Origin of the sequence: Sphingobacterium athyrii, from assembly GCF_003071065.1 — a bacterium.
Taxonomy (GTDB): Bacteria; Bacteroidota; Bacteroidia; order Sphingobacteriales; family Sphingobacteriaceae; genus Sphingobacterium; species Sphingobacterium athyrii.
Map to the genome: position 1 here is coordinate 584601 of NZ_QCXX01000002.1, position 24573 is coordinate 609173.

The 24573-nt window shown below is 39.1% G+C and carries 26 protein-coding genes and 1 pseudogene; 15 read left to right on the forward strand and 12 right to left on the reverse strand.

Features of this window, described 5'->3' with window-relative positions:
* The first annotated feature begins 50 nt into the window (after nt 1-50).
* Nucleotides 51-1103, forward strand: a complete 1053-nt coding sequence (locus DCO56_RS08950) for a DUF5694 domain-containing protein (protein ID WP_108633393.1) — start codon at nt 51-53, stop codon at nt 1101-1103.
* Between the two features lie 116 nt (nt 1104-1219).
* Nucleotides 1220-1378, forward strand: coding sequence for a hypothetical protein (locus tag DCO56_RS29230; protein WP_165307913.1), 159 nt, complete (start codon nt 1220-1222; stop codon nt 1376-1378).
* A 65-nt stretch (nt 1379-1443) separates the two neighbouring features.
* On the opposite strand, the gene DCO56_RS08955 is transcribed toward DCO56_RS29230, so the two are convergent.
* Nucleotides 1444-1809 (reverse strand): winged helix-turn-helix transcriptional regulator, encoded by a 366-nt coding sequence (locus DCO56_RS08955; RefSeq protein ID WP_108633394.1) that lies wholly within the window; start codon nt 1807-1809, stop codon nt 1444-1446.
* Nucleotides 1810-1903: 94 nt separating this feature from the next.
* Here DCO56_RS08955 and DCO56_RS08960 point away from each other — a divergent pair, with 94 nt between their 5' ends.
* Together DCO56_RS08960 and DCO56_RS08965 are read left to right on the forward strand one after the other, a co-directional pair.
* On the forward strand, nt 1904-3145 hold the full coding sequence (locus DCO56_RS08960; RefSeq protein ID WP_206531774.1) for a serine hydrolase domain-containing protein: 1242 nt from the start codon (nt 1904-1906) through the stop codon (nt 3143-3145).
* A 52-nt stretch (nt 3146-3197) separates the two neighbouring features.
* Nucleotides 3198-4379, forward strand: a complete 1182-nt coding sequence (locus DCO56_RS08965) for an MFS transporter (protein ID WP_108633396.1) — start codon at nt 3198-3200, stop codon at nt 4377-4379.
* Between the two features lie 505 nt (nt 4380-4884).
* On the opposite strand, the gene DCO56_RS08970 is transcribed toward DCO56_RS08965, so the two are convergent.
* From DCO56_RS08970 to DCO56_RS08995, 6 genes are all read right to left on the reverse strand, one after another.
* Nucleotides 4885-5226, reverse strand: a complete 342-nt coding sequence (locus DCO56_RS08970; RefSeq protein WP_108633397.1) for a carboxypeptidase-like regulatory domain-containing protein — start codon at nt 5224-5226, stop codon at nt 4885-4887.
* A 116-nt stretch (nt 5227-5342) separates the two neighbouring features.
* Nucleotides 5343-5837: a GNAT family N-acetyltransferase gene (locus DCO56_RS08975; RefSeq protein WP_108633398.1), complete on the reverse strand. Its 495-nt coding sequence runs from the start codon at nt 5835-5837 to the stop codon at nt 5343-5345.
* Nucleotides 5838-5912: 75 nt separating this feature from the next.
* Nucleotides 5913-6071: a hypothetical protein gene (locus DCO56_RS29235; RefSeq protein ID WP_165307911.1), complete on the reverse strand. Its 159-nt coding sequence runs from the start codon at nt 6069-6071 to the stop codon at nt 5913-5915.
* Nucleotides 6072-6392: 321 nt separating this feature from the next.
* The gene (locus tag DCO56_RS08985; RefSeq protein WP_146191005.1) at nt 6393-7250 is read right to left on the reverse strand and encodes an alpha/beta hydrolase; all 858 of its coding nucleotides are present in this window, start codon (nt 7248-7250) and stop codon (nt 6393-6395) included.
* A gap of 253 nt (nt 7251-7503) precedes the next feature.
* Entirely contained in the window at nt 7504-8115 is a 612-nt protein-coding gene (locus DCO56_RS08990; protein WP_108633401.1) for a hypothetical protein, read from the reverse strand.
* A gap of 102 nt (nt 8116-8217) precedes the next feature.
* Nucleotides 8218-8790 (reverse strand): hypothetical protein, encoded by a 573-nt coding sequence (locus tag DCO56_RS08995; RefSeq protein WP_146191006.1) that lies wholly within the window; start codon nt 8788-8790, stop codon nt 8218-8220.
* 499 nt (nt 8791-9289) lie between these two features.
* Here DCO56_RS08995 and DCO56_RS09000 point away from each other — a divergent pair, with 499 nt between their 5' ends.
* Complete coding sequence (locus DCO56_RS09000) at nt 9290-10036, forward strand: nucleotidyltransferase domain-containing protein (protein ID WP_108633403.1); 747 nt, start codon at nt 9290-9292, stop codon at nt 10034-10036.
* Nucleotides 10033-11100: a DNA polymerase beta superfamily protein gene (locus tag DCO56_RS09005; protein ID WP_108633404.1), complete on the forward strand. Its 1068-nt coding sequence runs from the start codon at nt 10033-10035 to the stop codon at nt 11098-11100. The genes DCO56_RS09000 and DCO56_RS09005 overlap by 4 nt, the downstream gene beginning before the upstream one ends.
* 412 nt (nt 11101-11512) lie before the next feature.
* On the opposite strand, the gene DCO56_RS09015 is transcribed toward DCO56_RS09005, so the two are convergent.
* Nucleotides 11513-12253: a DUF2490 domain-containing protein gene (locus tag DCO56_RS09015; protein ID WP_108633406.1), complete on the reverse strand. Its 741-nt coding sequence runs from the start codon at nt 12251-12253 to the stop codon at nt 11513-11515.
* 41 nt (nt 12254-12294) lie between these two features.
* Nucleotides 12295-12888 carry a hypothetical protein gene (locus DCO56_RS09020; RefSeq protein WP_108633407.1) on the reverse strand — a complete coding sequence of 198 codons (594 nt, stop codon included), beginning with the start codon at nt 12886-12888 and terminating at the stop codon, nt 12295-12297.
* Nucleotides 12889-13197: 309 nt separating this feature from the next.
* Here DCO56_RS09020 and DCO56_RS09025 point away from each other — a divergent pair, with 309 nt between their 5' ends.
* From DCO56_RS09025 to DCO56_RS09065, 8 genes are all read left to right on the forward strand, one after another.
* On the forward strand, nt 13198-13791 hold the full coding sequence (locus DCO56_RS09025) for a DMP19 family protein (protein ID WP_241254767.1): 594 nt from the start codon (nt 13198-13200) through the stop codon (nt 13789-13791).
* Between the two features lie 562 nt (nt 13792-14353).
* Complete coding sequence (gene gndA / locus DCO56_RS09035; RefSeq protein WP_108633410.1) at nt 14354-15772, forward strand: NADP-dependent phosphogluconate dehydrogenase; 1419 nt, start codon at nt 14354-14356, stop codon at nt 15770-15772.
* Nucleotides 15773-15781: 9 nt separating this feature from the next.
* Complete coding sequence (zwf, locus tag DCO56_RS09040; RefSeq protein WP_108633411.1) at nt 15782-17263, forward strand: glucose-6-phosphate dehydrogenase; 1482 nt, start codon at nt 15782-15784, stop codon at nt 17261-17263.
* 17 nt (nt 17264-17280) lie between these two features.
* Nucleotides 17281-17991, forward strand: coding sequence for a 6-phosphogluconolactonase (pgl, locus tag DCO56_RS09045; protein WP_108633412.1), 711 nt, complete (start codon nt 17281-17283; stop codon nt 17989-17991).
* A 116-nt stretch (nt 17992-18107) separates the two neighbouring features.
* Nucleotides 18108-18335, forward strand: coding sequence for a hypothetical protein (locus tag DCO56_RS29240; protein WP_181390519.1), 228 nt, complete (start codon nt 18108-18110; stop codon nt 18333-18335).
* A gap of 134 nt (nt 18336-18469) precedes the next feature.
* Nucleotides 18470-19420, forward strand: a complete 951-nt coding sequence (locus DCO56_RS09055; protein WP_108633414.1) for an Rpn family recombination-promoting nuclease/putative transposase — start codon at nt 18470-18472, stop codon at nt 19418-19420.
* Nucleotides 19421-19577: 157 nt separating this feature from the next.
* A complete protein-coding gene (locus DCO56_RS09060; protein WP_108633415.1) occupies nt 19578-19976 on the forward strand; it encodes a hypothetical protein in 399 nt (132 codons plus the stop codon).
* 80 nt (nt 19977-20056) lie between these two features.
* Complete coding sequence (locus tag DCO56_RS09065) at nt 20057-20494, forward strand: SOS response-associated peptidase family protein (RefSeq protein ID WP_181390502.1); 438 nt, start codon at nt 20057-20059, stop codon at nt 20492-20494.
* Nucleotides 20495-20757: 263 nt separating this feature from the next.
* Here the strand turns inward: DCO56_RS09065 and DCO56_RS29505 are convergent.
* Together DCO56_RS29505 and DCO56_RS09080 are read right to left on the reverse strand one after the other, a co-directional pair.
* Nucleotides 20758-20850 (reverse strand): annotated as a pseudogene (locus DCO56_RS29505) (ATP-binding protein); the annotation flags it as partial.
* A 240-nt stretch (nt 20851-21090) separates the two neighbouring features.
* Nucleotides 21091-21408, reverse strand: a complete 318-nt coding sequence (locus DCO56_RS09080) for a hypothetical protein (protein ID WP_146191007.1) — start codon at nt 21406-21408, stop codon at nt 21091-21093.
* A gap of 242 nt (nt 21409-21650) precedes the next feature.
* Here DCO56_RS09080 and DCO56_RS09085 point away from each other — a divergent pair, with 242 nt between their 5' ends.
* Nucleotides 21651-23009, forward strand: a complete 1359-nt coding sequence (locus DCO56_RS09085; RefSeq protein WP_108633419.1) for a hypothetical protein — start codon at nt 21651-21653, stop codon at nt 23007-23009.
* Nucleotides 23010-23447: 438 nt separating this feature from the next.
* Here the strand turns inward: DCO56_RS09085 and DCO56_RS09090 are convergent, their stop codons facing one another.
* The gene (locus DCO56_RS09090; RefSeq protein ID WP_108633420.1) at nt 23448-24542 is read right to left on the reverse strand and encodes a hypothetical protein; all 1095 of its coding nucleotides are present in this window, start codon (nt 24540-24542) and stop codon (nt 23448-23450) included.
* Nucleotides 24543-24573: the final 31 nt, after the last annotated feature.

A 24573-nucleotide genomic window follows, 5' to 3' on the forward strand; every position in this document is an offset into this window, starting at 1 on the left:
GCTGAATAAGGAAACACCCAATAAATGAACTAAACAAGAAGGCACAAAATATGAAGTATATTTTTTATTTATTTTTTTTAATCTCGATCAACGCCAAAGCACAGGATATTGAGGTTTTATTGATAGGTGTTTCCCATGATTATAGTAAATATCCAACCCAGGATTTTTCCAGCATCCATCAAAAAATCAGAAAATTTAAACCTGACGCATTTTTTGGCGAGTTCTTGAGTAAAGAAGATGAGCGGTTGGTGATGGATTATTGGTGCAAGCAACCGAATATCAAACGGCTAAAAAAATTAAGGAGCAATCGCCCTATAAAAGAAGTATTACTGCGGCATACTATTGACAGTTTGAAGAAACGATCCAATCAGCAACCCAGTGATTATCGTGTAAGAGCCGATTTAGCGCATGCCTATTATCTTGATCAAGATGTGGCAAATGGGCATTATCAGTTTTGGCAAGTTTATAATCTACTGAAGCATCACCCTGATACTGAACTTGAAAACTATATAGAAAAATTGCTGAGCCCTAAGGTAGATACCACCGGGCGAAGTATGAAAAGGTTAAAAACTTCTGAATATGCTTATATAGCCTTCCCTATGATGCAAGAGCTAGGCATCGAGGAACTGATGTCCATGGATTGTCAGGACTATGATCTGAATTGGCAAGCATCTTGGGGAGCATTTGACGCAAGGTTTGTCTTGTTCAGGAAAGATATGGCTGACTCCTCTAAAAATTATTTGAAATCAGCTTTGACAGCTATTGACAATGGTTTTGAGAAATATGCCAAAATCGAAAAGTCTTCAAATACGATAACGGAATGGTTGAACACCGACGAGGCGGCCGGGATTTCTGCCTCGGGAGATTTTTACTTGCCCATTATGTATAACATGAATGGCTTTCCAAAAGAAGAAATGCTGTCAAAAATACATTGGTGGATCATGAGAAATGAGGGCATGTGCCATAATGTTGTCAACAGGGCTAAGATGGTAGGGGCTAAAAGAGTCGTAGTCATTGCTGGGGCCAATCATAGAAAGTACATGCAGGACATTTTCAAAACGATGCAAGCTGTAAAAGTGAGAAACATCAATGAAGTTGACTAGATCGTATCTGAAAACATTTTTCGGGGACACCGATGGCAATAAATCAGATTGCAAAATGAAATTGCTCAGAAAATGAAACTTGCCATCAAAGACAATGAAGACTGGTTCTCAAAGTAATGAAGGAATTGAAACCGGGCGAGCCTATCCCATATCACAAAAATCTGGGTATCAGCGAAGCGGAATATGCCGCTTTTATCCAGTTTTCTCAATCTGTCAAAATAGAAGCTGTGGGCAAGTTTGTGGAAAATTACAATGACAAACAATACCATGAATAACTGCACTAGATTCCTTGTCAACCTTAAAGAAAATCTGATTAGAAAAATCGATGAAAGATAAATCCCTATTGTTGCACAACAATCTTTTTGTGCTTCTTACCCCACTGGCTTAGTTTCGCCCATATAGGTATAAGTTCTTTGGCAATTATTGTCAATTCATAATCTACCCTTGGTGGTACTTCGGCATGAACAGTTCTTTTAACCAAACCGTCCTTTTCCAGTTCACGAAGCTGGAGCGTCAGCATACGTTCCGTTATTCCATTGATCTGATTACGAAGTTCACTGAAACGCAATTTCCCGTTTTCGAGCTTGCAAAGAATAAGCAATTTCCACCGACCACCTACTTTACAAACTGCATATGTCAAATCACAGCTTTCAACGATAAAACTTTCGTTCAACATATTGGTTGAGTTTTCCTTTCTTTTTCCCATTACTTACAAATTTGTTAGTACCATACAAATAGCTGTATACTATGCGAATTTAGTTATTACCGGGTAATTTTGTGTGTTCAATTCAAATAAATTAATGATGTACAGACAAATTTTAACTTTCATCGCCAGCCAGGTCATATTGACCAGTTCGGCACAAATACCTTTATTAGAAAAAAGAGTAGATGACTTATCCAATCGGTTAATTGCAAACAAGGAAGTTGCAGGAGGTAATGTTTTGCTGATTAAGGACGGCAAAACAGTGTACAATAAAGCCTTTGGTTATGCGGATGTGGCAACCAAACAACCCATGCAGACCAACCATATTTTCCGTATCGCATCACAGACCAAGGCCATCACGAGCATAGGGGTGATGATGCTTTGGGAAGAGGGGAAATTCCTCCTGGACGACCCTATTTCCAAATACATCCCGGCGTTCAAAACTCCGAACGTGCTGGACAAATTCAATCCTATCGACAGTAGCTACACGACTGTTCCTGCACAAAGGGAAATCACCATCCGTGATTTGTTGAGGCATACTTCAGGTATCGGCTATCCATCAATTACAGACGACAGCAGGATACAAGCCATATACAAAAAATCGGGAGTTTTATCAGGAATAGGCAGTAAGGCTCTGTTGAAAAATCAGATAGAAATATTGGCGAAAATGCCATTGCTGCACCAGCCCGGCGATCAATTTACATACGGATTGAATACCGATTTATTAGGCTTCCTCATACAGGTGGTAAGTGGCTTGCCGTTGGATGAGTTTTTCCATAAAAGGATTTTCGAGCCTTTGGAAATGAACGATACACACTTTACCATTCCACTGTCAAAAGCCAACAGGCTGGTTTCCATTTCAGAAAAAACAACTAAAGGCTTTGAAAAAGTCAATCATCCTATCTACGGAAACAGTCCTGTCAATTATCCCTTGGAGAAGGGCATTGTGTTGTCTGGAGGAGCTGGATTGAGTTCCACTACAGAAGATTATGCCAAGTTTCTGCAAATGTTGTTAAGCAAAGGTATTTATAAAGGGAAAAAGTTTTTAAGTTCAAAAACCATTGCGTTAATAACCACAAACCAACTTTCTGATAATACCATTTCTAAAGGAGACCCCGATTTTCGTTTTGGCCTCGGTTTTTGGCTAGTAACGGATGAAAACAAATTTATCCACTCTGCCAATGTCGGAACATTTTTCTGGGGCGGTGCATTTAACACACATTATTGGGTAGACCCAAAGGAAAATATTATTGGATTGGTTTTTACGCAGGAATATTTGCCGGCTTCCTATTGGGATTTGGGAACATTGTACAAAAACGTGGTTTATTCTTCCCTTTAGAATCCGGCATCAATGAATTATACAGAGAATTTTTAAAAAAGACTTTTAACAAATGAAAAAATACGCATATATAGGAGCATTGGGTTTTTTAGCGGTCATTACAACAGAATTTGGCATCATCGGTATTTTGCCACAGGTAGCGGAACATTACCATATCAGCATTGATAAAGCAGGGTATTTGTTAAGTGCTTTTGCTTTGGTAATTGCTCTTACGGGACCTTTTATGACCTTGCTGGCATCAGGGTTTGACCGTAAGAAAGTGATGCTGACGGCTATCTTTATTTTTCTTGTTACGGGAGTTGTATCTTCATTTTCACCGCCCTTTTGGTTGTTGATGCTTGTGAGGATATTGCCTGCATTTTTACAGCCTGTTTATATCGCAACAGCTTTATCCGTAGCGGTTTCGCAGGGCAATAAACAGAACGAGAACGAATTGATGAGTATCGTATTCAGCGGTGTTGCCATTGCAATGGTAACGACCGTTCCGTTCGCCACTTATATAGCCAGCCTTTTCTCTTGGGAATATTCGTTTATGGTGCAGGCAATTATCAGCGTTGTGGCTTTGCTGGCCATCTACTTTGTATTGCCACCTATGCCTGTAAAAGAAAAAAAATCCTATGGGAGCCAGTTGAAAATATTGACCAAACCAACCTTCATAGTCAGCACTGCGATGAATTTCTTTATGATTTCGGCGTGGTTTTCCACCTATAGCTACTTTGCCGATTATCTGAATAAAGCAAAAGGTATGGACAGCACAATGGTCAGTTATATGTTGTTTGTATTTGGCATTATCGGTGTGCTTGCCAACTGGGTGGCAGGCAAAATGCTGAACAAAAACATAACCTCTACAGCCTTATTTTTTCTTTCAGGGACAATCATAGTGCCTATACTATTGCATTTTTCGGGAGGAAATACCGTTGCAACGATTGTTGTAATCGCCTTATGGGGCTTTCTGTATTCGCCAAGCTTTTTGAATGCCTCTACCTATATGATTTCCTCAGCACCAGAAGCAATGGAGTTTGCGAATAGCCTGGCCACTTCATTTGGAAACCTGGGCGTAACCGTGGGAACGACCGTGGGAGGTTGGATAATTGTTTCTAAAGGCGTGCAGTTCACGCCTTGGATAACCATTGTATTTGGTGTACTGGCTTTTACAATGATACTTTTACGCCAATACGTGGAAAGAAAGGAATTGCTGCGGGTAGATCCAACGAATGTTGGAATACAACCATAGAAATAACTGCTGATCTCCCCCCCCCCCCCGGAAATTCCCATTTCAAAGGAAATTTCATCGAAGCAGATCACTGGCAAATCAGTATTTTATTAGCGTGTTCTATTATCGCACAGGTTGCTTGCAGCATGATTTAAAGGTAATGATTTAAAGCTACCCTTATCAGTTTAACACAAGCTGTTCAATCTTTCATCATATTGTACGGCCTTGCTGTGCATTGCCAGCATCTTGTTTTGTGTGGGGAATAGGCCTAATTCTGTTTATCTTTCCAATAGTAAGTCAGCCTGACTCGATGCGTATTGTCTGAAAAGATTAAATCCAGCTGAGCATCTTGGATTTGCAGTCCCGCTTTTTTAAAAAGTGATTGTTCACCTCTGTAAGGTCAGTGGTTTTTCTATAGCAGATAACAACGCATCATATTGTTCTACAAGCTTATCTGTTTGTTCATCATCGTTCAGAGATCCATTGGTCATTCTGCCCATCGCCTTCAGTAATTAAACCCCGACAGTTATTTGACCTGTTCCAACACAATGGTTGTTGTATCGTTTTTATTGATAAAGCTGTAATTTACCCTTTCCCCGGATTGCCGTGTTACGGTGGGGATAGAGTCCACTTTGTAGCCAGCCTTATAAAAAATCAATGTACCCAACCACTGCGGTGTGCGGGCTAATTTAAAATAGCCATTACCATCTGTCTTTGTCTGAGCTCCCGTTTTCGTGTCATCCTCAGAAACAAGCACATTTTTCAGTGGCTTGTTTTGCTCATCAATTACTCGGCCCTGGTAGAAATCGTTTACATCATTACAAGACCCTACTAGAAGAGGGATCATGCCAAATAATATCTTCATCATAACTTAGCTTATTTGTATATGAAACTATTATTCCATCTAATCTACAGATATTTTGGCAATGACACAATAATGCAGAACCGGGCGCTATGCATGCCGGTGTGCTGTGTACAGCCCCATTATAAAGCCCGTTTTTCGAGAATAATGATATCGCCTTCATTGCTCATCTTCTGAAAACCCAATTTTTTAGCAAATTTCAGTGCTTTAAGATTCGTTATTTCCGTCTTTGCGACCAATACATTTACCTGGTACTTTTCTTTTGCCAATGCTATCAACAACTCAAAAGCTGCAGACATTATTCCCTTTCCCCAATATTCGGGCAGCAGAGAACCACCGATCTCAATTTTCTTTTTTTCCTGATTCCAGTGATGTAAGGCACAGTCACCAATAACTATATTCTCATTTTCCACAGTTCGTATACTGTAGAGTTCCTCACAAAGAGATAAAATATGTTCTGTAAACTGTACCGGATTCATATGCCCCTCATCGGTTGTCTGATCTTGAATGGCTGACTCATCTCCAAAGTACAATCGGTAAAATGACTCAGAATCTTTCACAGATATTTCTTTCAATATGATCTTTATATGGCCGCCGGCTGATTTCATGACCTCCATAAATTATGAATTTAATGTTTATTTATCAATAACTGCCGATCACAGATCGTTCAGTTCCCTTATACGATCTTCAGATCAGGTACCCTGTTCAGCTTTCAATTCGGCAACAGTTGTGCGCGGCGTGAGTCTTGACCAGTCGTCGGTAAACCTAACCGTGATATCGCTACCATTTGGAATGGGTAACGTAGCGTCTCCCTGGGCGGTGAAGGTTCGGAATGAACCAGTTCTCGGCATATTGGCCATACTGTATCTTGGAAGTCATCCCGATCCACTGTTATCACCACGCCACGAATATGGCCGTCTTCTATGTAAATGTCGTCAACGCCTTTAAGTTTCCTGAGTTTCAGCTCCTCGGTCTCGATCTTCCATCCTGAAATTCCCATTTCAACGGAAGCTTCATCGAAGCCGATCGCTGTCAGATCAATATTTTATTGGCGTGTTCTATTATCGCACAGGTTACTTGCAGCACAGTGGTTCAAAAGTCGTGAATTTTGTAAACTATCCCTATGAATGCATTATTAGATTGGGAAAAAAGTACTTGTTCACGACCGGTCCCTATTTATTCCTTTCCAAAATTAACTTTATTGAACTTAGGTAAGCCTCGTTTTTCGAGAAATCGTTGTGGCTTTCATCTTGCAATGTGATAAATTGATCAGTAGCCTTTAGTAGTTTTGAGAGCTTAACAGAGGAACCATAATAGACCGCTGTGTCCTTGTTGCCATGAAAAATAATCACAGGACACTTTACTTTCTTTAGGAAAGAGGCATTATCAAAATTATAGGGAATATTGGTGATGTCCAGTTCAGGAGCGACATCATTTGTCCAGTCTTTCAGATTATAATAAGGTGCTTGCAGGATCAGAAGATTCGGATTGTTCTTTGCGGCTATGTACGATGCGAGGGAGGTGCCCATGGATTGACCTAAAACGATGATCTGATTTTCCGAATAAGTTTCCCGGAGTTTATCATAAACAATTTGAATGTCCTGATACAGTGAATCCTCGTCCGTCACCTTACCTTGGCTCTTGCCATAACCACGATAGTCGAGCATAAATACATCGTATTCATTGGAGGTGTATATTGGCGCAATTTTGCCCCACGTATCCAAAGCGTTGTTACTTCCATGTAAATAGAATATAACACCTTTAGGCTTTTTAGCTTTAAAAAGTAAACTATGTAAAACTGTATTATCATTTACATTGATAAACTTCTCTTCAAAGGGGACGTCAAATTGAAAAACTGCGCTATCAGTTTTTTTACCCGGGAATAACTGTTCGGTTAACAAACGCGTCCAATCTTCGGTTGATAAGACTGTTTTGTTTTGTGCATTACTGAAACAGGGAAGCAGAATCAAACTAATGAAAAGATATATGCATCCGAAGGATAGTTTTTTAATACCTACTTTTTTTTCCATGTAATGTGTTTTATTTGCCTTCACTTCATGCTCACGCTCTTATGGCATAAAGCGAATGGAGTTATAAGTGTTAATGACCAATTGCGGTAATACAATTTAAAAAGAATATATCACATCCCTGGTATTTTTCGATTGCAAATACCGACTTTTCGGCATCCCCCACATAGCGCTTACATGCACCTTGTTTTCCACAGATAGCTACTACTTCTGCTAGCTCCGGTTTAATTTTTTTATCAGAGCTAGCAGAATAGGCCTAATTCTGTTTATCTTTCCAATAGTAAGTCAACCTGACTCGATGCGTATTGTCTGAAAAGATTAAATCCAGCTGAGCATGTAGATCCATATTATCCCAAACTGTTTTGCGGGATAAATATGTGCTTGAGTCCCATGGTGATTTGACACTTTTGGGTTCTTGATCATCAGCGTTTGCCTGACCAAATATTTGGATCATGTTCTTTTTTATTCGCTCGTATTCCTTATTATAGATGTCAAGTTTTTTATTCTCTTGTTTCCAGCCTTTAGCAAGCTCCTGCATCGATTTATTATATTTGGTCACCTCCCAGTCACAAGAAACTATTCGGAGTAATGAGTCTTTTTCTGAAAAAAAATATTCAACCGACAATGGCAAATAATCTACCGCTGATCGTTCTACAACTATTGGATTCTGGAGAGGGTACTTTTGGAGGTAAGGATAATAATCTGATGACATGAAAATATTTTGATTTAAAAATTTCGCATCTGGATTCAGTTGTGATTCGAATTTCATCGCGTCATTTACCTTGGTTTGATTTACCCAAAGTTTTTCCTGCCCAAAAGTGATACCACCTAAGGTAATTAGAAATAAAAGTATTGCCACTCTGTTCATAACATCTATCTTAAATTTTTTAATTCATCTAGAAGGCTATTCTGTTTATTCACGAAATGATCCAAGCTATCTTTTTGTAAAGGATTTGCATTTTGGTATTTTTCAATTTTTTTTGACAGATTCATCTATAAGTTTCATTAGATGATCGACTGTTTTATCTACCTCTTCTTTCTGCACGACTAATGTTTTTTTTTCTAGACCCTGAGGAAGAGAAACCTTGCCATTAAATTCAGGAAGAAACAAATTGATCTTTTCCTGATCCATTTTATTGAAATTAATAAAAGTCCATTTTTTGGTTTCGCCCTCTTTTAACGCTAATAAGTTAGCTGAAGTGATTGCCATTTTGCCTTTTTCAGGCATAGACATTACCAATACTTGAGGAATAAAGCAATACGCTATCCCATCAATTTTTGAGACATCTATATCGACATAATTGATCATGGAATCAATTTTAACCCCGTATTTTATAAGAGAAGAATAGAGTTCCTTGGTCAGTTTTGTTGCCTGATCTATCCCGCCCATGCTTTCAATTATGCGGGGTGATGTTTGACTTAGAATTCCTTCGATATCTCCGGAAATAGATGCTTTTGTCATGATAGACAGTGCTTCCCTGAGCTGTGGATCTTTTTGCGCAGAGCTTGTATGATGAAAAATAGTTAATAGTGTAATTAACAAAAATATTTTTTTTTGCTGGATGTATTTAAACAGGTAGAACCAATTGTTGCTTTGCATCATGGAAAGAGGTTAATTTCTATTGAATTTACAGGTTTTTATTTACAAATCAAATTTAGATAAGTGTCTCCATATTCCAAAAAGAATAGTGTGCTTAGGCGAATAGTTGTACTGCCTTGCTAGCCTTTTTTGATCGCTGTAATATGTTACGGCTTTACACTATTTAAGTGCATGTTGTGTTATCAGCCCCCTGTTTGGATAACAAAACTAGCTACTTTTAGGTACCTCCCACATACCATAGACACTTTTAGTTGCCTTATGCTACGCAATATATCTGCGTACTTTTATATCCCTGTGTAAGCTTCAATTTTGTATAAGAAAAGTATTTTCCTGATAATAAGCGTTCTCATTATATTTTTGTTCTCTTTTTTGAATGCGCAAAAAGGCTTCAGTATCGCAATCGATCTTTGTGTTAATGAAAATTTAAAAAAGGAGCAAAGAAATGAAAGCACATATCATCAAGAAGCTAATGGAGATAGAAGCGAGCGAAGGAGTACGTATACTTTTCGCCTGTGAATCAGGAAGTCGGGGTTGGGGATTTCCGTCAATCGACAGTGATTACGACGTTCGGTTTATTTATATAAGAAAAGCAGAGGACTATAGCCGTTTGTTTCCGCTGCCTACCGAAATGCGGTTTCCAATGATCGATGACCTCGATATCGCAGGTTGGGATCTGTTTAAAGTACTCACCTTGCTATATAAGAGTAATGTGAGCCCGTTTGAATGGATCCAGTCACCAATAGTTTATCACGAGTTTAACGGATTCAAAGCAAGTTTTAGGGCAATGATGGAAAATTATTTTGACGCACGTAGGCACACCCATCATTATCTTGGGATCGTCCGTAGCAAAGTAGAAGATCTTCAACGGGAAACCATGAAGCTCAAGAGCTTATTTTATATCCTTAGGTCTTTACTTGCAGCAGACTGGAGTATGACCAATCGCGGTTATGCACCCATGACATTGGCCGAACTATCCGTATTATTGCCTGATGATGTTAAAGTCGAAGTTATGCAGTTACAAAAGTTGAAGAGCCAAGTTGATGAAGGGTTTGTGTACAGCTGTTCAGCTATCATAAGGAGTTATATCGAAACAAAGTTAATACATTTAGAGCATCAAGTAGGGCAGGTTCCCGTATCCGTATCGGATAAGGAAGGACTGGAGAAATACTTTAAAACTATATTAAGATGACTATAGACGAACTTCGAAAGAACGGGCTGATCCTGTTTGAGGCTGTTGTCGGCAGCCGGGCATATGGATTGGCCACAGCATCTTCCGATACCGATATCAGGGGGGTATTTTATCTGCCCCTGGAATATTACTTGGGCGGTCAATATATTGCCCAGGTGGCTAATGCCAGCAATGATGAGGTTTACTATGAACTTGGGCGTTTCGTAGAACTCCTTTCAAAGAGTAATCCTAATATCATGGAGCTTTTAGCTAGTCCTGCCGATTGCATAGTATATAAAGATCCACTAGTTGATCAATTTAAAATGCAGGATTTTATCACGCGAGAGGCAGCTATGACTTTTGCGCAATACGCCATGGTACAGGTGCGGAAGGCAAAAGGATTGAATAAGAAAATCAACAATCCAATGGATCGTGAACGTAAAAGTTTGCTGGATTTCTGCTTTATCATAGCTGGTCACGGAAGTTTATCGTTGAAAGAATGGTTAAGCAGCCGGCAGTGGAAACAGGAAAACTGTGGTTTAGCAAAGATTGAACATGCAAAGGGAATGTATACTCTGTATTATGATCAGAGCCAGACTCTAAGTTACAAAGGTGTCGTAGCTACACTGGAGAGTAATGAGGTTTCTTGCAGTTCTATCCCCAGGGAAGAAACACTTTGTACGTACCTCTTTGTTAATCACGAAGCTTATTCATCTTATTGCAAGGCCTATAATGAATATTTTAGTTGGGTGTCGGCACGTAATGAAGCGCGCTTTGAAGGGACAATGAATCATGGCCAGGGCTATGACGCCAAAAATATGATGCATACCATACGTCTATTGCAACAGGCAAAAGAGATTTTGTCGAAAAGGGAACTACAGATACAACGTCCCAATAGGGAAGAACTCCTGCGCATCAAGAATGGCGCCTGTAGCTATGATGAGCTTTTTGTCTGGTCGCACGAGCTCTTTGAGGAAATTCGAGAACTCTGCTTGCACAGTTTCCTTCCAGTAACGCCCGATCAGGTTAAGCTAAGGCAGCAATTGGTGAACATGCGTAAGCAGCTGTATCATGTCAAACTTTAATCGCTAATGTATGGTTCATTGTTTAATTAAAGGATTGTTCAATTTAACTAATTTTCTGCTTATTTCATCTTTTTCATCAACTCATCAATTTTTTTTTAAATAATCGAATGACGAATATAATTCCTCATTCGCAACAACCAAAGGCTTTATTATCTCCGTCTTGAAGGTTTTTTTCAAGTGTTTCTGCTGGGTGGCAAAAGGCTGCTGCGAAAGTGCTGGAAATGCGGAAAGTAGAAAGTAGAGAAACGAGGAGAGGTAAATTAATCGCATAGATAAAATTGCCTCCAAATAAATGTAAAGGATATTGTCATTAAAGCAAGAAATCATTTACACTGCCTATCTTGAGGCTCTCGGCAAACAGCATAATTGCCAACTTTGTTTAGAATAAGCTAAAAATAAAACGGTAAAGAAATTAAAGCCGTACATAAGCAGCTAACTGAATAATATTATTTTTGACATCCGTATTCTTACCATTTACATATTGATACATGTATCCGCATTCAAGGTCAAACTTTGGCGAAAAGCGCCATCCTAAAGACATGTATGCTCTATTCTGATCAAAAAATTTTCCGTTGGTCAAAGTTGGTGCATTATCGATATTCACAAAGATCTCGTCCTGCAAAGATATAAAAGCACCGTCGGTGAAGCTTTTGGTTTTAACTATCGGAAACACGCCTCTGACAAAGTAGCGCAGCCGGTGCGAAAACTCATAGCCATCAATCAGCATTGAGTTTTCGTCCGGATAAGTTTTTCCGATAAAACGTTGCTCCAGCCTGAACCGATGCTGGAGTGAGGTAGTATGATCGCTGATATCCAGATTCTGATTATAGATAAATTGCTCCCATATTCGGTGTTCGGGCAGCATATAAGCCGTTTCGTCTATAACACGGCGGTTTTTGATATAAGCATAGCCAATAGTCAAAATTTTATTGCCAGATACATGAAAATTCAGGCCAGGCCTTATTAGAAAACTCTGCAAATGTCTGATCTCATCTGTACTTCGCAGCTGTCCATCCAGATGTATGCTGAATTTTGGGCTGATTCTATAGGATGAAAAAACTGCGCCCCAGCCTGAGAAATTACGCTCGGTCTGGGCGGACAGCGAGAGGCTGCAAAATAGAATGATAAAAAATAAAGAATTCTTTTTATCCATAATTTAAGTTATAAAAATAAGATCTGATGTGTTCATAACATCTATCTTAAATTTTTTAATTCATCTAGAAGGCTATTCTGTTTATTCACGAAATGATCCAGACTATCTTTTTGTAAAGGATGTGCATTTTGATATTTTTCAATTTCAGGGAGCGTTTTTCTGATTTTAAAAGTGGTATAGAGGCTTGTCAAAGTCTCATTATTTTTGTTGATCAGATCAATCCGTTCCTTTATATTTTTTACGTTGAGATTGTATTGTTCAGAACTGGCCATAATTTCCTTTTCTACCTGTTGCCTGACTAATGAATCTGTGATAGATTTTGTCTGCTGATGAGCATCCTGATAATAAGAGGTAGAGGTGTTAAGTATATTTTTATAGACGGCTAAAGTTCTTCCGGTCTCCTCGAAGGTGTTTTCTATTTTGGTATTGAGCGCCGTCAGATTTTTATCATTTTTAATCAACTCAAAATAGATACGGTTTACGGTCAGCTCGTCGCCCCGATAGCTTTTAAGGGAACCGGAAGCTGAGGAGCCTGCATTATCTATTACGTTGTCTACAGGGGAATTAACAGATTTATTATCTCTGCAGGAGAGCAGAGATAAGGTCATGACAGAAGCAAAAAATATTTTTTTCATACTATATTTTTAGTGGTTTACAATTCATCATATCCCATTGACTAAAATTAATCATTTCAATGCTATCACTGGTAATTAAGGGATATAATTTTATTTAATTATCGAATTTTGCGAGCGGTTAATGCAGTGAGAAAATTTATTAAAATAACTTGCTATAATTTCATCCTTGATCCGATCTTTGAGATCAGATTTGTTCGAAATAACTGATCAGCGATTTCCGAAATTGTATGGTCAAGGCTTCCGAAATCTCCATGAATAGGATTATTGCATATCTTTGCGTACTAAAAAGTTTTAACGATGATAAAATCAATGAGACAACAAATTATTACCATTGGAATTATATCAATAATAATTTTAAGTTTGTTTGGCTGCTCTGAACGTATTCAGCAAAACAATAGTAAGCCATCAATCCAGACCCCATTAACCGAACACATCATTGATACGACTTCAGATGAAATGTTATTAAAAGTCGTTTATGATAATCTCTATCGTAAGTTATCGGCAGCATATGATAAAGAATATGAAATCGTCATGTCCTGGAACAAATCAAGACAAGCAATTTATATGATCGTCCAATTAGAAGCAGAAGTAAATAATGGTGGCTATAATCAATTTTATTCCAATTCAAGCGGTCAATTTGCTAAAGCGCTACCAGAAGCGTTGAAATTGGTCGGCGCAACTAAATTTGCCGATCTGACTGAGCGAGCAAACAACACGTTTGAAAAAGAGAAATCGAAAATAACTGAACATCAGGATGGCACGGTAGAAGGTTTTAGTAAATCCTATGAGAACAATCCGTTGAACAAATTTGACGATGAATTCTATAAACTTAATGACGCGAAAAACTTGCAAAAAATTCAGGTTGACTACATCCGAAAGAACAAGAAAGAGTTTACTGATTAAAGATGGGCCATTGGCGCAGAAGTTGGAACACGTTTAAATAGCACCTTCTATGATAATGAATAAATTTAAAGAGATAGTTGAGAACTATTTTAAACACAGTATTGACTCCTATCATAGTTGTATCCAAAACGAGGAAAATCGATATTTATTTCGTGAAATAGGTTTGTCCCACAGTGATGTTCAACCTGAAAAAGACTCGATAAAGATTTTGTATAATGATTCGCGCAGTGCATATTATGTTATTGAAGTCAGGCTGAATTTGAGGTCAAAACAATTGAATCTAGGCCATTATATATTGATCCTAAATGAAGAAAACCAGGTATTGGATGATTATCTAGTTTTCATTTAGGGAGAGTAACAAATTGAATAATTACGATCGAACGAGCGAGTTTATCGTATTAAATATTCATCCATTGAATATAAATAATCTTATTGAATTATTCATTCATGACATTTTCCAGTTGATGATAACTAGTGTAACGATTGAAAGAAAATTTTAGATAATTTTTTTACTGGCATGCATTTCAGTAAATTTGATTTATAACATAAACTTTAAGTAAGAATGGAAAAGTATAATTACGGGGTCATTGGTCTGGGTGTAATGGGAAGAAATCTGCTTTACAATATTGCCGATAATGGTTTTTCTACCGTAGGATTCGATTTAGATGAAGAAAAGGTAATAGAACTTCGTAAAGGAGTGGCTTCAGGTACAAAGGTTGTTGGGTCTGTTTCTCTAGAGGAATTTGTGTCAAGTTTAGACAGTCCGCGAAAAATTATTTTGATGGTTCCTGCAGGCAAACCGGTTGATGCTGTTCTTGAAAGCATAACACCGCTTTTGAGTCCAAACGATGTTGTAATTGATGCGGGAAATTCTTATTTCAAAGATACCGAGAGACGTAGAGCTGATTTAGCTTCTAAAAACCTTCATTTTATGGGAATGGGAGTTTCTGGAGGAGAGCAGGGCGCAAGAAGAGGACCGAGTATTATGCCGGGTGGAGACTTGGAAGTTTTTAATTTGGTGAAGCCTATGCTGGAAGTTATTTCGGCAAAAGTAAACGGGGAACCTTGCACCGCTTATATGGGGAAAGGAGCTGCAGGCAATTATGTTAAAATGGTTCACAATGGTATTGAATATGCCATCATGCAGTTAATCAGTGAAGCATACGATTTACTGAGAAAAGGAGCTAATCTTACCAATGAACAATTGTATGAAGTTTTCAAAAGATGGAATGAAGGCGAGATGAATTCCTTCCTTATTGAAATAACAAGAGATATCTTCCAGCAAAAAGATGATGTAACAGACGGTTTTCTTGTCGACAAGATTTTAGATAAAGCAGGAGCAAAAGGAACCGGAAAATGGACCTCCCAGGAGGCGATGGAAGTTGGGGTGTCTATTCCAACGATCGATATTGCAGTAACATCAAGAATTTTATCCGCTTACAAAGATGAGCGCGTGAAAGCATCTCAATTATATGCTAAAGAAGAAGTAAAAACGCCTGAAGATACAGAATTGTTCATCAAAGAAGTGGGGGATGCTTTATATTTATCTACTTTAATCAGTTATGCTCAAGGTTTGGCATTATTGGTAAAAGCTTCTGAAGAATATCAGTTTGAAATTCCGTTAAAAGATGTTGTTAAAATCTGGAGGGGTGGATGTATCATCCGTTCTGTTTTATTGGAAAAATTTTATCTGGCCTATTCAAAATACGAGAACTTATCTAATATTTTATTGGATCAGGAAATTTCAGAAATTGTAAAAGATAAAATTTCGTCATTAAGAAAAACAGCTGCTTTTGCTGTATCAAACGGAATTCCAAGCTTAGGAATTCAGTCGGCCCTAGGCTATTTTGAAGCTTACACCACAGCATCTTTACCTGTAAACCTGCTTCAGGCTCAGCGTGATTATTTTGGTGCACACACTTACCAAAGAACGGACAGAGAAGGAGTCTTTCATACTTCATGGCAAAACGTAAATAACTAGATCCTAACAATGAGCGACAATACAGTCCTGCATCCAACAACGATCGTTATTTTTGGTGCAACAGGGGATTTGGCAAAAAGAAAGCTTTTTCCTGCCTTTTATAATTTATATATCGATGGCAGAATGCCAAAAGGGTTTAATATTTTAGCTCTAGGAAGAGCCGAAAATACGGATGAAAAATTCAGCGCTTATATTAAAGAAAATCTGGAGAGTTTTTCCAGGAAGACTGTAATCAAGGAAGATTGGGCTGGTTTTCAGGCTCACATCAGCTATTTTCAGCATCAGCTTGATGAAGAAAGCTCTTATCAGAATTTATATCAGAAACTGGAAAATTTTGATAAAGTGTACGGAATGAGAGGAAACAGACTTTTCTATTTGTCCATTGCACCAAACTTTGTATCGGTAATTTCAAATCATCTTAAAAATACGTCAATAGCATCTGATCCTGCAACAGATCGAATTATTATCGAAAAACCTTTTGGTCACAATAAAGAATCTGCCATTGAGCTGAATAATCTTCTTTCACAAACTTTCCAAGAAGAACAGATTTATCGTATCGATCATTATTTAGGTAAAGAAACGGTTCAGAATATTTTGGCGTTCAGGTTCGGAAATTCAATTTTTGAACCACTTTGGAACCACAGACATATAGAATCGGTGCAGATTACAGTTGCCGAACAAGTAGGAGTGGAAACAAGAGCCAGTTTTTATGAGCAGACAGGAGCTTTGCGCGATATGATTCAGAACCATCTTTTGCAAATTCTTTGCATGGTTGCTATGGAACCTCCGGCCTCACTCGAATCGGGTGAGATCAGGGATCGTAAAGTTGATGTTTTAAAATCCATCCGTAGGATTTCTCCCGAAAAAGTAGATCATTATGCGGTAAGAGGACAGTACGGACGAGGCAAAGTAAATGGACTAAAAGTAAATGGCTATCGCCAGGAAGAGGGAATTGCTCCTGATTCCAATACGGAAACATTTGTCGCTATTAAGTTTTATCTGGATAATGAAAGATGGGAGGATGTTCCTTTTTATGTTCGTACCGGGAAGAAGATGAAAGAAAAGCATTCTTATATAACGATTCAGTTTAAGCCACTTCCACATTCGACGTTTTCAGAGAGCACTTCGCTTCTGTCGGCTAACCGATTGGTTATTAATATCCAGCCACAAATGGACATCAGATTGCAGTTTATGTCTAAAAAGCCAGGCTTGTCTTTAGCGCTTAAACCTGTGGAAATGATTTTCGATAATTTTGCCTGTCAGACCGATACGCCCGAAGCTTATGAAACTCTTTTATTGGAAGCACTTGTGGGAGACCTGACATTGTTTATGCGCTCTGATCAGGTAGAAGAAGCTTGGGATGTGATAAAAACGATTCAGGAAACCTGGGAAAAAACCAAAGACCCATCTTTCCCAAATTATGCTTCAGGCAATTGGGGACCTGATGAGAGTGATGCACTGGTAGAGCGGCAGGGACATCAGTGGGTTTAGAATCTAATTAAAAGAAAATGAATATTACAATATTTAATGATCTGGATGCTTTATATAAAAAAGCCGCTGATACATTTGTTGAGCTTTCGAAACAAGCAATCCAGAAGCATGATAAATTTGTGGTTGCGTTGAGTGGAGGCTCTTCACCGAAAGCCATCTTTAGTTTATTAGCTACTCCCGAATATGCAGATAAAATAATTTGGAACAAAATCCATTTTTTTTGGGTAGATGAAAGATGGGTTTCTCTTGACGATGAGAAAAGTAATTTTAAGATGACTTTGGAAGTCCTTTTGAATAAAGTTCCAGTCAATGAAAATCAGATTTTCCCCATGTATAAAGACGGAATTGAGCCTGAAAATTATGCTAAAGAATACGAAGCTCAAATCAGAAATGTTTTGGGAGCTGACGGTATTTTTGATTTCATCCTTTTAGGAATGGGAGATGATGGCCACACAGCTTCTCTGTTTCCAGGTGAGAAGATTTTACAAGAAAAAGAAAAATGGGTGGATGCCTACTACCTAAAGCCACAGGAAATGTTCAGAATTACGTTGACTGAACCTATCATCAATAAAGCTGAAAATATTCTGATTGTTACATTTGGTAAATCCAAGAAAAACGCTTTGAATGAGGTTCTTAATGGTGTATATAATCCTGAATTATATCCGCTACAGTTAATTGAAAAGAAAGCAGGAGTCCAGATTTTTACGGATAAAGAAGCTGGAACTTAATTCAATTGTCTTTTCATCATAATGCCCTTTATTTCCAATTGTACTTTTGGGGTACGCAGTATCCATGCGAAAAATTTAGTAACACGTTAGATTCCTATAAAATCGTAACAAGGAGTATGAGTAGAAAGGGGAATTGCTGGGACAATGCTGCCGCTGAGAGTTTCTTTAAAACGTTAAAATGTGGGCGACTTTGTCTGCGAGAAATTTGTGAAGACCATTACCCACTCCGTGGTGCGGGAATCTATTTGGTTGAAGGAAAAGTTGTTGTAGAATATGGTTGCCCTTCCATTGAGGTGATCCGCTGTGCTAAGATGCCTTTAAAACCCGATCCGAGGAGTGAGTAGGGTGGAAATGACCTTCTTGATCGAGAACCTAGTTTTAATTCTATAGAGAATAATAATATAATACTAAAAATATTAGTATTATATTATTTATTTACTTATATTTGCATTGTTAACCAATTTTAAAACAATGTATTATGAGTGAATTGAAACAATCTAAATATATCGATATCACGACAGATTATGGCTTTAAAAAAGTTTTCGGATCAGATACCAATAAAGATCTTCTCATCGCTTTCTTAAACGAACTCTTTAGAGGTCGCAAGGTTATTGCTGACCTGTATTATAACAAAAATGAACATGTTGGGGATACAGAGGATATCGGTACAGTTATTTTTGATCTGACCTGTACGGCAGACAATGGGGAACGGTTTATTATTGAAGTGCAGCGCACGTCACAGGTTAATTTGAAAAAGCGCATGCTCTACTACAGTAGTAAATTAATTGCGGATCAGGCACCCAAAGGCAACCGAAGGGCTTGGAATTATGAAATTAGTGAAGTCTATATTATTGTGTTGATGGATGGATTTGCAATGCCTGATGCGGGTGCAGAGAAGTGTTTTTTGCACGATATTTGTTTATGTTATCGAGATCATGGTAAAATATTTTATGAGGATCTAGGCTTTATATATATAGAATTGGTTAACTTTGTTAAAGCTGAGGCAGAGTTAGTTAATGATTTAGATCGTTGGCTTTACGTACTCAAAAATATGTCTTCGCTAAATGGACTTTCCACCTATTTGCGTAAGCCTATTTTTGAAAAGTTATTTCAGTTAGCAGAGTATAGCAAACTAAAACCGGAGGAACGAGAGATGTACAACGTAAGTTTAAGAAATAAATGGGATGCGGAGAGCATCCGAAGTAGTCAGGAAGAGCTATTGAAACGAGCGCGCGAAAAAGCAATGGCTGAAGGAAGAGCCGAAGGAGAGGCTAAAGGAAAAGCAGAGGGAGAAGCTAAAGGGAAATCAGATGTAATAAAAAACCTTTTGTCTCTGAATAAGTTTTCGATTTCGGAAATTGCCGAATTAGCAGACGTCACTGTAGAGTTTGTAAAGCAGATAGAGGCAGAGAAGGCTAAAAGAAAATAAAACGGATTACAATATAAGATTTTAAGGCCACTTGGATATTGTCTAAGCGGCCTTTTTTGTGATATAAACCCTATCTTAGCCTTATGCTGTACAATCCCTTTGAACAAGTCACCAAAAGTTCGTTTCGCGAGCTCGTCGATCAGGCTATGCCGACTTTGTGCTGCAGCGTTTTGAGTGGCCCGATGTCAAGGAGAAGGCAGGCTTTCTACTCACGCCTTATGATGATCAGGAAGCAGCCAATCAGCATGCCCATCAACTGGGGGCAAAGGAAGGAAGAGCCCTGCAGCTCCCGCAAGATGCAGATAAGATCGAAAGCCTGCTAGCAACAGGATCAGTCTATCGTATTTTTCTTAACCGTATCAAGGAAGAGAACTGGGACAAGCGCATGCTTAAGCTCTATGAGAAAAATATTGTCAATTACCTACGTACCAAAACCAGGTTTCAGCGTAAAAATCCTATCGATATCCTATTCTCCTTAGAATATGGTTGGGTAGTAGCGACCATTACCGATGGACAGACCAAAAAGAAAGTATCGGCTATAGACATCCTTCGGTAGCCCCGATCTAGTCCAAACTGAAAAGCACAATTTTCTTGTCGTAGGGCAATCATTATTTACAGCACAAATTGCGTATATTCGTGTCAAAGCCAAAACAAGAAAGGATACCATTATGTGTTGGGATATTAGCCTCCATACCGATATTGAGACTATCAAATAGACACTTTCCGCAATTGCGGGATGAGCGTCGTCAATTGGATTACAATTATGACTATCTGGAGAATGTCCAGGCCATTACCTTTCCCAAATATCCGATCCTGTATAAGGACAAGGACTCAAGCCAGCTGGCCTTGACCGAGATGGAGTGGGGCGTATTGCCGACCTATATTGACGATCCCAAGCTGCGGGCCGATCGGCGGCGCAATATGATCAATGTACGCAGCGAGCGTATTTTGGAAGATAAAAAATCCTATTGGTACCGCCTGCGCAAGCAGCGCTGTCTTATCCCGGTGGTTCGAGTTCTTCATAGTCATCTGCATATTCGTCTACTTCAGCAGCTTTTTTCTGTAATTTCCTGATAGCTGCTAGTAGATTCTTTAATAGTATCGGCTATCGACTTTTCTTTGTCAATAGGGGATTTTATATACTGCTCGACCACTATTTTCCATCGAGGTAATTTAAAATAGAAAACCAGTGCCATTAGCTTTAATTGAATGACTTGTTCCACGGAGAGATCTTTAAAACTTTTTTGTAAGCTTTCCGTGTGTTTTTTAATATGCTGCATATTCCAGTAATATGCACCCAGTTTTAGCTCCTGTGCTTTTTGTTTAGCATGACAAAGTTACCTTTTTTTACGTAAGCTTTCTCCTTTTATAGTAAAGCGGTGTGACGTATGCACAATCCTATCGAGTATGGCATCTGCTATTGTCTGCTCCGGAATCACTGTTTACTTGGCTGAAAACAACGGTTCTCTTTCCTTTCCTGGGTGCACATGCTCCTGAATCGTCCCGGATATATACCCGAATCCAAAAGCTGGGTGCATATCCTTCGGATTATGCAAGCAATGATAAAACCTACAGACCTTAGTGCTTGCTATTACCTTTGATAAAGGCAGCCATGTTCATAAACTTAGCCCATCCCGCGTACATGTAGAGAAAGGCATTGCCATAAATGATCAGACCAGGTAAGCGACGATAGATCCAGCGTGCACCCGAGCGGATTGAACTACCGCGTTTAGGGGAGCTTGCCGGCTGATCCTGTTGATATTCGTATGTATTAAAGTGCTTCTCCATAAGCTCTTGTATCGTGCTGTTGTATCTCCTGTTTGTTTTTCTGCGGAGCCACCTGCACCTAACAGACGGATTTCCGGGATAGCCTTGCTGCTTAACGACATTGCCGGAATAGCGCAAGTTTTCTTCTGTACTGTCTCATAATCTTGTTTTTTATTGGGCATTTCGGATAGCGCTTTTAGCTGTACTTTGACTTGCTTCAACCAAGCTTTAATATGCTGACCTGCTTTATCCGACCTGTTATTACAAAGTTGCGATACAATTACTGGTAAATATTGGTATAGCAAACTTCAAAGATTGGGCTTAACTTAAATGTAGAATGCGACCTCCACTAGTGTATACTCAGCCGCAGCAGTAAAAAAGAGCTAAGACTCCTAAATCATATCGCGATGAAAAAGGTTACCAAATGGTATAATGGGTATCAATAGAAAAGGTAACTTAGATTATGTATCAACGCTTAAGGATTCTCGCTTCGCCACTTTTTATTCTTTTTCTGATCCTGCTGCTCGTGAACGATTTTTATTTAAAAGGGGCATTTCACAATGTGCTGACAGGAAAGCTCTCCGATTTTAGTGGGCTTTTTATTTTCCCTATTTTCTGGTCGGCTATCTTTCCCAAACGGAAAGCATTGATTTTTATAGCCACAGCAGTACTGTTTACCTTTTGGAAGAGTGAATATTCGGCGGGGCTCATCCAATGGATGAATCCTTATTTTGGTGTAGGACGAACAGTAGATCTGTCCGATCTCATGGCATTACCCATGATCGGCTTGGCCTGGTTTTATACGAAAAGCGGATCACAGCCTGCTATTCGGCCCGTATTCATGCTGCGCCTAAGTACTTACCTTATCGGTATGGTCGCTATGTTCGCTTTTTGTGCCACCACACAGCCGCGATATATCCAAGCCTTTGAGCAACCGCAGTATATCTTACTAAGGCATCCGACACTCAAGAATTTTGATCCTTACTATGGATTTCAATTTTATAAAAAAGATTCGCTGCTTGTTGTTAAAATAGATTATTTATATCGCAACAGGCCTGTCCGGAATGATGATTACAATAAAAATAAAAATATCCAACAGCTCGATCAGGACGTGTTAAGCATTATCGGGGATAGCGCAACGCGTATTCCCGCTGGAACAATCACCCAGCTCACCATTCATACGGATGAGTGGACGGATTCGTTGCGATTTAATGGCGGACGCCTCGATGGACCATTGATAAGAACAAAAGGAAATAAGCGGATCATAGAAGGATTTTATAAGATGGGACTGGAAGATGCTACCTGGACACTCCGGGATAGCAGCAGTAACGATAGGGTGGTACAGACATTTGTCCAAGGCGAGAAAACGCAGGTAAAGCAATATAGCGGGGATAAACTCAAATCCTCTTCGACGGTAAACACGCGCGCCGACACCATTGTAAATACCTATGTGCAATTGGCGATGCTGACTTTAGCGGTAGCGGCTATGTGCTTCTTATTGTACAGGAATAAGAGGAAGGCGATCCCTACAGGCCTTCAGCTCAGCTTACTTTGGAAGTTGCTGATATGTTTTGTCTCCCCAATGATCGTATGGCTGTTTTACATTGGCATCATGCTCTTGCTGATGAATTACGATGAGGATATTTTTGAAGCGATCGCTACAGCTATTTTCGTTTTTATTGCAGTTTGCCCATTGATGTTCATCATTGTTTTTGCGATCAAACTGGCCAAGGAAATCGATGTGTTCTGGTACTGCCTCTTGTTTGCGCTTCTCCTCAGTATCTTTAAAACATATGCCATACTCGAAGCGCTGTCGAGCTAAAATGGAAATATAGCTGTTTATTTCTGTGTAGCCACCCTCTTACTTTACGACAAATAAATACCACAAAATATGATCCATTGTAAACTATTTTAGTGTCTCAAAAGATTTCCTCGCATTCTTTCGAATACGATTTTCAGGCCCTCCGAGTAAAAAATAGGATGACAAATGCTGTTTGCGCCACGATGAGGTAGATGTTTGGAATGAGTATAAGCCACCAGACAATATTTTTTTTTCGTACCTTGAAGAGCGAAGTAATCGTTGCTATTGATGTCAGTAAGAATAATAGCAAGTAGAGTTAATTGAATACATTTCCTTTCCGTGACGCCGCATTTAAGAAGTTCAATCGAACCCCCTTAGGCGCTACCTGTCAGTAGCAAGGGGGTAAGGAAGTATCTAAGTTATCGTAATGGTTCGGTTACGGTAACTTGGGTGGAGCCGCTATCCTTCAGACATGGCTAAAGTGAGGTTAGCCGTAAATTCAAGCCCTGTGGTTGTCAGTGCCTTTATGGTTACCTTATAGCTGCCAGCTTTCAAACTGTCGCTCTTTTTCACGGAAACTGTACCTGTTTGGGCATTGACGCTAAACAGCTTTTCGCTATCTGTAAATGGCAGTCCATCTTTTTGTATTGAAACCAGTTCAAAGGCAGATTTATATTTTTCTGGATATAGTGTTGGTGCTGCAGAGACATAACCATTTGAAAGACCGATGTGTATCAGACTAAAGTCGATTGTCAGGTTTAGATCGGGATAATATTGTCCAAACAAGAACTTAATTTGTGGAATCAGAATGACCCTGAAAGTAGTTGAAGCCACAGGAAAGCCATCTTTCCTAAGTTCGGGAGTCAGCTCGAAAGACTTTTCAGCTTTTTTTTCCGGATCTCCCGCGTCCTTTGATAATTTGATATGCGTACCTGCTATTGAAGCAATGTTTTCTTCTCCATCCTTTTTAACCAAATGAAAGCTAGCACCATCAATTGGTAGGCTGAGAGGATCTATTTCAAAATCAGTAGATTGGTCGCCATACAGTACATACGAATAAGGTAACTCGCCGCCGCTTTTTAGTCCTTTGATAGCAATAGATCCAGCTGTTATCTTGATCGAAAAATTTTCTTTCCCTACCACTGTGCCATGAGATTCTTTGGCTATCACGGTGACTTTATAATCATCGGGAATGCGTGAGCTACTCGATTGGGCCCCGTTTGGATAGAGTAGGGAACTGTTAATCTGTATGCTTTGTTTTTCGCTATCGTATTTGATGGCTTGGTTCAGTTTGTCACTGAGTTTAATCCCGTTGCCTAAATTAATGTCTGCAGTCTGGGAAAAGTCAAAACTGAATGTCAGTCCTGTACTTGCAGATAGGTCTTTCGGAAGATGAATTTCCTGTGTTTCGCCGTAGCGAATACTGACCTGCGATGGTAACGAAAGTGAGATTTCAGTGGGAATAGCTGCCGTTTCCTTTTTACAGGATGATGCCGATCCGAGCATCAGAATCAGCGCTCCCGCTAGAGCGATTTGTGTGTTGATGTACTTCATATGGTGTAAAATTTTGACGAAGGTAGTAATT

Excerpts from the sequence above, each read along its gene's own strand:
- pgl (WP_108633412.1), top strand. The coding sequence starts at position 17,281 with ATGAATATTACAATATTTAATGATCTGGATGCTTTATATAAAAAAGCC.
- DCO56_RS09025 (WP_241254767.1), top strand. The coding sequence starts at position 13,198 with ATGAGACAACAAATTATTACCATTGGAATTATATCAATAATAATTTTA.
- DCO56_RS08955 (WP_108633394.1), bottom strand. The coding sequence starts at position 1,809 with ATGGGAAAAAGAAAGGAAAACTCAACCAATATGTTGAACGAAAGTTTT.
- DCO56_RS08990 (WP_108633401.1), bottom strand. The coding sequence starts at position 8,115 with ATGAACAGAGTGGCAATACTTTTATTTCTAATTACCTTAGGTGGTATC.
- DCO56_RS29240 (WP_181390519.1), top strand. The coding sequence starts at position 18,108 with ATGAGTAGAAAGGGGAATTGCTGGGACAATGCTGCCGCTGAGAGTTTC.
- zwf (WP_108633411.1), top strand. The coding sequence starts at position 15,782 with ATGAGCGACAATACAGTCCTGCATCCAACAACGATCGTTATTTTTGGT.
- DCO56_RS09020 (WP_108633407.1), bottom strand. The coding sequence starts at position 12,888 with ATGAAAAAAATATTTTTTGCTTCTGTCATGACCTTATCTCTGCTCTCC.
- DCO56_RS09005 (WP_108633404.1), top strand. The coding sequence starts at position 10,033 with ATGACTATAGACGAACTTCGAAAGAACGGGCTGATCCTGTTTGAGGCT.
- DCO56_RS09085 (WP_108633419.1), top strand. The coding sequence starts at position 21,651 with ATGTATCAACGCTTAAGGATTCTCGCTTCGCCACTTTTTATTCTTTTT.
- gndA (WP_108633410.1), top strand. The coding sequence starts at position 14,354 with ATGGAAAAGTATAATTACGGGGTCATTGGTCTGGGTGTAATGGGAAGA.
- DCO56_RS08965 (WP_108633396.1), top strand. The coding sequence starts at position 3,198 with ATGAAAAAATACGCATATATAGGAGCATTGGGTTTTTTAGCGGTCATT.
- DCO56_RS09000 (WP_108633403.1), top strand. The coding sequence starts at position 9,290 with ATGAAAGCACATATCATCAAGAAGCTAATGGAGATAGAAGCGAGCGAA.
- DCO56_RS08950 (WP_108633393.1), top strand. The coding sequence starts at position 51 with ATGAAGTATATTTTTTATTTATTTTTTTTAATCTCGATCAACGCCAAA.
- DCO56_RS08975 (WP_108633398.1), bottom strand. The coding sequence starts at position 5,837 with ATGGAGGTCATGAAATCAGCCGGCGGCCATATAAAGATCATATTGAAA.
- DCO56_RS09015 (WP_108633406.1), bottom strand. The coding sequence starts at position 12,253 with ATGGATAAAAAGAATTCTTTATTTTTTATCATTCTATTTTGCAGCCTC.
- DCO56_RS08985 (WP_146191005.1), bottom strand. The coding sequence starts at position 7,250 with ATGGAAAAAAAAGTAGGTATTAAAAAACTATCCTTCGGATGCATATAT.
- DCO56_RS29230 (WP_165307913.1), top strand. The coding sequence starts at position 1,220 with ATGAAGGAATTGAAACCGGGCGAGCCTATCCCATATCACAAAAATCTG.
- DCO56_RS29235 (WP_165307911.1), bottom strand. The coding sequence starts at position 6,071 with ATGCCGAGAACTGGTTCATTCCGAACCTTCACCGCCCAGGGAGACGCT.
- DCO56_RS08970 (WP_108633397.1), bottom strand. The coding sequence starts at position 5,226 with ATGATGAAGATATTATTTGGCATGATCCCTCTTCTAGTAGGGTCTTGT.
- DCO56_RS09055 (WP_108633414.1), top strand. The coding sequence starts at position 18,470 with ATGAGTGAATTGAAACAATCTAAATATATCGATATCACGACAGATTAT.
- DCO56_RS09090 (WP_108633420.1), bottom strand. The coding sequence starts at position 24,542 with ATGAAGTACATCAACACACAAATCGCTCTAGCGGGAGCGCTGATTCTG.
- DCO56_RS08960 (WP_206531774.1), top strand. The coding sequence starts at position 1,904 with ATGATGTACAGACAAATTTTAACTTTCATCGCCAGCCAGGTCATATTG.